Origin of the sequence: Thioclava sp. JM3 (genome assembly GCF_002213185.1) — a bacterium.
Taxonomy (GTDB): Bacteria; Pseudomonadota; Alphaproteobacteria; order Rhodobacterales; family Rhodobacteraceae; genus Thioclava; species Thioclava nitratireducens.
In genome coordinates this window covers 1-6,183 of record NZ_NBOB01000026.1, presented here as the reverse complement: position 1 = coordinate 6,183, position 6,183 = coordinate 1, and the positions used below count along the sequence as shown (strand labels likewise).

Genomic DNA, 6,183 nt, shown 5'->3' with positions numbered 1-6,183 from the left:
CGAGCCTCGACGGGCTCACCCCGTGGGAGTATCACCAAAGGTCGAAAGAGGACCAAACCCTGAACAGAGCTAACCTATAAACGCGGACTCGAAGGGGAGCAGGCAGCCAAGGCGAGCTGATCGTGAACGAAATCCATTGCCCAAACATCGTTCGGACCAACGGCGTCAGCGCGGTCATCTCGCAGCTTCGCTTTTACTCTTCGTTTCGGCGTCTTGTTCCGCAGTTGCAGCCCCAAGGCTCTGTAAACATTGTAGACCTTCCTGATGCTGACATCCCAACCCTCCCGGTCGAGAACGACGTAGACACGCCGATAACCATAGCGCACACGCGTCTCGCAGATCTCTTTGATCCGCCGATTCAGCTCTGCCGGATCTGTGCGGCGAGATTTGTAGTGGTAGCTTGAGCGGTCGAACCTCAGGGCCCCACATGCCCTGCGGATCGAGACCGCCCAGTCTGCGCACATCCCGCGAACCAGTTCACGCCTCCGTTCCGGCTTCAGAGTTTTCGCCGCACGACATGTCTCACAACATCTGACGGTCAAGTGTGAGATCCGCCACGATCCGCTTCAGTCGTGCATTCTCATCTTCAAGCTGCTTCAGCCGACGCATCTCATCAGGCAACAACCCGCCGTATTTCTTCTTCCAGGCGAAATAGGTCGACTGCCCGATCCCAGCCTTGCGACAAATCTCGGCAACTGATGTGCCTTCCTCGCCTTGCTTCAGAATGAACGCCTGTCTCGCGCTTCCGTGAACTTCGATGCTTTCATGCGTTTCCGCTCCTCTCCCAGCCAGGAGAGCTTAACTGAAAACTCCAGTTTCAAACGGTCCAATTTTTAGGGGGCAGAGCAGAGTTGGGTCGGACTCTAATCGATGGTGGAGGAAAAATCCCGTGGCAGGTCACATGGTATGGCGGCTGCATCCGTTCTTCGGCGGGCGAACCTGCGGGGCCGGTTCCCAATGAAATTTGGCGTAGGTTCCAAATTGAGAAAAGGGTTTTCAATCGGGTGCGCCGCTTGCACCGGCGCGAAAAAAACGGTGGTGGAAAGCCTGACGAAGTCAGTCCTAGAGGAAATGCGCGGGGTCTAGGCGAATTTCACGCCGTTCAGCTATTCCAACGTGCCTTAGGGCGCGAGCGGCCATGCGGAGCTGCGCACCGATCCGACGGGCGCGAAAGCCAGAGGCCTGTTTGGTTATCGGCGTTGGTTTTCCTGAGTCTATCTGAGAGACGGTATTAAAAGGATTTGTAATGCCGTAGTCCGCCGCGCGGTCTAGCTGCACGCCGCAAGCCGGCTCGACTTGAAAGCTTTTCAATTCATAGGCTTTGCAGATCAGCGCATCAGCGAGGGCGACCTCTTTGGACGCCCGCGCAAGAAGTTTTCGCGCCCCAGAAGGCGAAATCACGTAAGCAGCAGCGCCGCTCCTGTCTTGATAGAGGCGGAGTAGTTGGTGCTTGGACCCGATCGCGCGCCCAATCTTACTAACGATTTTCTTGCGCGTCCGTACCTCAAGGGTCACATGCTCAATGCCTTCGATCTCGTCAATCGAATTTAGGACACTGGGCGTCTGATTGGAAAGAAGCGCATCGTCTTCTAGTATGAGGGTGCTTTTATCCTGTGCCGCGGCAAATTTCCACGCTTCCACATGGCTTAAAAAGCATGCTTTCTCAGTGTCTTTTAGAGGGCGCTCCCAGCTTGACCATTCAAACGAATTCTCATAATTCATTACCATTTCTGGCGTGAATGCATCGATCCTCTGAAAAGGTATTTTCAGCCTGTTCAGCTGATCGGCCATAAATGACATGCGCGCGGTCGCTGTGCTCAAATTAATTACCAGGCAGTACATAGGCGTAAGCATGCTCCGAGCGTTTGGTCTGGTTTGCTGTTAGCTCAATCTCGCCCTTTTGTCCATTGGGATGCCGGTTCAAATCGAAGATCTGATTGAAACGCTTCAGGACCCAACCTTTAGCGTATATAAGTTAACTCGATCGCGTGATCTTATTATTTTTGTCGGCAAGGGACCATAGGTCTTCGTAAACGAAATTTATCGCATTCACTTCGGAAGTTACGCTAAATTTTCGCACGGCCCTTTTTCTGGCGGCTATCGATTTTTGATGGTATAAGTCTTTGTCTTTGAGAATTCTTATTAGAGCCTCTGCTGCTAATTCGGCGCCCTCTATTGGTACAACCGCGCCACATGAGCCGGTGTCTGTATCATTTTCTCCCACGAACTCTTTGAAGTAGCCGGTCTCACTCAAAATCACTGGAAGTCCGGTAGCCATGGCTTCCAGAGGCGTCATCCCATATCCTTCATAACGGGGGAGTGCCACGAGCGCTCGGCATCCCTGCAATATCTGCTGCAATTTGTCAGGGTCGACTTCTCCCAAAAAAACAATCCGGCTTGAAAGCCCAGCTGCTTCAGCACGTTTCTTTATTTTTTCCTGGAATTTTTGGTGTTCGGGTCTCGCCGTTCCGACAACAATAGCGCAAGCTCCCGGCAGGTCCGGAAGCGCGGTAATCATAGCGTCGATAAAAAGGTCCGTGCCTTTCTCTGGACGCACGCGCCCCACCGTTATGATCCCATATTCCCCGGGAAGTTGCAGTTCTTTCCACTTGCGCTTATAGCTTTCTTCTTGGGCGGGTAAGAAGTGCTCCGTATCCACTCCATGAGGCACTACTGCAACCACATTAGGCACATATTTGGCGGCCTCTTCAGTTGTTGCAATTACCGCATCCATCCGTGAAATTAGCCAGCGTGGCCAAGCTGAATGGCGACGTTGTGCGGCTGAGGTGAAAACAATTCTTATTGGCAGGCGCAGGACATCTCGGGCCAATATTGCAAGTTGCATTTCAATGTTTCGCCGTGTGTGCCAAATTGAAAATTCGCGTCCGGCAGGAGGCTCGCGACATTCCCAGAGAGCGCGGAAAAAACCAATCGGTTTTGCGCATTTCGGCAATGCGTAACCAACAAGCGCTACATTCAGTAAATTTTGCTGCTGCCGTAACACCGCTGCCGCAGTTGAAGATACGCCTGTGAACCTTTTTTTGAAGTTCGTAACATATAGGCTAGCTGTCGATTTTTTCATTTGGGCGCCCTGACATCAACACCGATACGTAAGCAGCTTGTGTGAGTGAGCTAATATTGGCAGGTGCCACACGGGCTTGGGTAGTACTTATTGCCAAATACGCTCTGTCTTCCTGCTTGACTAATCGAAGCTACTTTCCGCATTTTTCAAGCACATCAATTACGGTGTGGTGGATGTGCCAGATTTTTCATCGCATCATCAAGGGGCGGTGCCCGCTCGATATCTTCTGAGATTTCGGTACAGAGCTTTCATCTTCCAGGTCGCAGGATTTCACTGACTTAGATCAGTCGGAAATTTGCTCTCGAAAATCTCGGTAGAGCGTCTTTGCCTGACGGTCTGCGCAGGCGCCGTCAAGCACCTCTCCCTTTGATTTCATGGACTTGCGCTTCCTATTTCGATGTCTGCAGCTTCGAAAGTTAGGGAGGTATCAGATGAATGTCGAGAGGCTGTCTCTGAAAATTGCCAAGCCTGCGCTTCACTCGTGGCTTGGTTGTAGTGTTTGCGCCGATCCTCCAGTTTTCCGCGGCATCCGCAAGGCTCATGAAGGTGCCAATGTTGCGCCATTGATCCGAGCGACAGTGGCGAAGGGCGTTTAAACACTCGGCCCGCAGCTTGCTGTTGAAAGCCTCGATGAAGCCGTTGTCGGTTGGCTTTCCGGGCCGTGAGAAGCCCACGGTGACCGGCCTGGCATGAGCGCAGAGATCGAGGTCGCGGCAGATGAACTCACGGCCCTCATCGACCCGTATCGTTCTTGGGTGCCGAGCTTGCTACAAATCCGTTCAAGCGTATGAACGACATCTTCACCGCGATACCGAAACCGCACATCCCTCGCTGGACAGTAACGTGAATGACTGTCGACGATGGTCAGAAACCGCAGTTTCTTGGGTAACGCGAGCTGATCGTGAACGAACCGAAGGTCCGCGAAGCGAAATCCATCACCCAAACACCATTCGCAGCGACAACTTCCTGGCGGTCATTGCGCAGGTTCGCTTTTACCCGCTTGCTCTGCCTCCGGCACTCGCAACCAGGAGACGGTCATGCCTGACCATTCGCGTCACGACGCGGCGAGGCCAAAATCGCGCGGAGAGATTGCGATATCGGCGATCGTGTAGGCGTCCAGCGTCGTCAGGAACGCTGCGCGCGCCTCGGCCAAGGGCGCGATGAGGCGGCATGCGGCGGTAATCGTGCAGTCGCCGCCGCTGCGCATACATTCCACGAGGTCGAAATCCGTCTCCATGTGGCGCACGATCGTCCCCACGCCGATCTCCTGCGCTGGCCGGGCAAGTCCCAACCCGCCGGAGCGTCCGCGTTGCGCCACCAGAAAATCCCCCCGGGTCAGCGCGTTGACGACTTTCATCATGGTGCTGCGTGGTGCGCGATAGGCCTCGACGAGTTGATCGATCGTGAAACGTCGGTCTTTCATCGAAGCGGCGTAGATCATCACCCGCAAGGCGAGGTCCGTGGTGTCGTTCAAGCGCATTCGCACTTCTCCTGATGCAGCCTCCTCAGCGACCCGTCTCGTACCACGAGTCCGGACAGAATGTCGCACGGGAAAAACATACCTGTGATTGGCATCTTAATGGCTGAGCAAATAGATGCGTCTTGTTGGTATGTTTTATAGCCTAGGAGACAGGAATGGCAAAGCCGCTCTCGGAAGAAACACTCGCGATCATTGAAGCTACTGCGCCGGTCGTGGCGGAACACGTCGATCAGATCGTGCCCGTGATGTATCGGCGGCTGCTGGCCGCTCCCGAAATTCGCGCGCTCTTCAACATGTCGCATCAGCATGGCAACTCGCCGCAGCACAAGGCGCTCGCGGGCGCCCTGGTGGCCTATGCGACCCATATCCGGAACCCCGGCGTCCTCGCGGACGCCTTGGAGCGGATCGCGCAAAAACACGTGGGCCTGCAGATTCTCCCCGAGCATTATCCGCATGTCGGCGAAGCATTGCTCGGGGCTGTCGCGGAAGTGTTGGGAGACGCCGCCACGCCTGAAATTCTGAACGCCTGGGGCGAAGCCTACTGGTTCCTCGCCGATACGCTGATCGCCCGCGAGGAACAGATTTACGCCGGTGCGGAAGAGCAGGACGGCGGCTGGCGTGGCTGGCGGCGCTTCAGGGTCGGTGCGAAAGAGAAGGAAACCTCCGAGATCGCGTCCTTCACGCTCTATCCGGTTGACGGCATGCCGGTTCTCAAGCATCGCCCCGGCCAGTATCTGAGCTTCCGCTTCACCCCTGCGGAGGGCGAGGAATATCGTCGCAACTACTCGATCTCCTCGGCGCCGGATGGCCAGTCCTACCGGATTACGGTCAAGCGCGAACCTGGCGGGCGGATCTCCAACTGGCTGCACGACACGGTCGAGGTCGGCGCCGAATTCGACGTGGCCGCGCCCGCCGGCGAATTCTTCCTCGATCCGAAGGGCAAGCAGGAAATCGTGCTTCTGTCGGGCGGGGTGGGTCTCACGCCCATGATCTCGATGCTCGAGAGCTACGGCGGCGGCGATCTGCGGATGGTCTATGTCCACGCCACCCGGAATGGTCAAACCCATGCGCTCAGCAATACGCCCCGTACAAAGGCACATGAAACCCATGTCTTCTACGAGGCGCCGGAAGAGACTGATGTTGCGAACGGTGTGCATTCCGGACGTGTCGATCCCAGCTGGCTGGTCCAGATCAGCGATGCCGAAAAGGCCGACTACTTCATCTGCGGCCCGACCGGGTTCATGCAGGAGATGGTCAAGGGCCTGAAGGCCGCCAATGTGCCGGACGCTCGGATCCACTACGAGTTCTTTGGCCCCGCAGCCGCCCAGATCGGCTGACAACGCGGCCCGGCGCTCTGAAGAACGAGCGTCGGGCACGCGCCCCGTGGTTCCAGTTATCAATCGGAATGTCGGTCTCTGTCCGGCGTGATCGCGCTCACGATAATCGAAGTTTGGGCAGGGTTCTTCCGACCCTTTTCGCCCCGCGGAACGGCAATTACCTCACCCGTGTTCTCCTCCTGCCGGCCGATGGTCGGCGCATGAAATGGAAGGAGACTACTATGACCTATAGCCTCAAATCGATCGCCCTCCTCGGCCTTCTCGCCTCTGCGGCTCCCGTTGCG

The 6,183-nt window shown here is 55.8% G+C and carries 4 protein-coding genes and 2 pseudogenes; 1 reads left to right on the top strand and 5 read right to left on the bottom strand.

Features of this window, described 5'->3' with window-relative positions; all coding sequences use genetic code 11:
- Window positions 1–110 precede the first annotated feature (110 nt).
- From B6V73_RS20155 to B6V73_RS20135, 5 genes and pseudogenes are all read right to left on the bottom strand, one after another.
- Window positions 111–767 (bottom strand): annotated as a pseudogene (locus tag B6V73_RS20155) (transposase); the annotation flags it as partial.
- Between the two features lie 295 nt (window positions 768–1,062).
- A complete protein-coding gene (locus tag B6V73_RS20150) occupies window positions 1,063–1,842 on the bottom strand; it encodes a glycosyltransferase family 25 protein (protein ID WP_088726299.1) in 780 nt (259 codons plus the stop codon).
- Window positions 1,843–1,975: 133 nt separating this feature from the next.
- Window positions 1,976–3,082 carry a glycosyltransferase family 4 protein gene (locus B6V73_RS20145; protein WP_088726298.1) on the bottom strand — a complete coding sequence of 369 codons (1,107 nt, stop codon included), beginning with the start codon at window positions 3,080–3,082 and terminating at the stop codon, window positions 1,976–1,978.
- A 416-nt stretch (window positions 3,083–3,498) separates the two neighbouring features.
- Window positions 3,499–4,108, bottom strand: a pseudogene (locus B6V73_RS21275) (DDE-type integrase/transposase/recombinase); the annotation flags it as partial.
- A 28-nt stretch (window positions 4,109–4,136) separates the two neighbouring features.
- A complete protein-coding gene (locus B6V73_RS20135) occupies window positions 4,137–4,562 on the bottom strand; it encodes an Rrf2 family transcriptional regulator (RefSeq protein WP_075777003.1) in 426 nt (141 codons plus the stop codon).
- A 155-nt stretch (window positions 4,563–4,717) separates the two neighbouring features.
- Here B6V73_RS20135 and hmpA point away from each other — a divergent pair, with 155 nt between their 5' ends.
- Window positions 4,718–5,899 (top strand): NO-inducible flavohemoprotein, encoded by a 1,182-nt coding sequence (gene hmpA, locus B6V73_RS20130; RefSeq protein WP_088718354.1) that lies wholly within the window; start codon window positions 4,718–4,720, stop codon window positions 5,897–5,899.
- Window positions 5,900–6,183 lie beyond the last annotated feature (284 nt).

Excerpts from the sequence above, each read along its gene's own strand:
- B6V73_RS20150 (WP_088726299.1), bottom strand. The coding sequence starts at position 1,842 with ATGTACTGCCTGGTAATTAATTTGAGCACAGCGACCGCGCGCATGTCA.
- B6V73_RS20145 (WP_088726298.1), bottom strand. The coding sequence starts at position 3,082 with ATGAAAAAATCGACAGCTAGCCTATATGTTACGAACTTCAAAAAAAGG.
- B6V73_RS20135 (WP_075777003.1), bottom strand. The coding sequence starts at position 4,562 with ATGCGCTTGAACGACACCACGGACCTCGCCTTGCGGGTGATGATCTAC.
- hmpA (WP_088718354.1), top strand. The coding sequence starts at position 4,718 with ATGGCAAAGCCGCTCTCGGAAGAAACACTCGCGATCATTGAAGCTACT.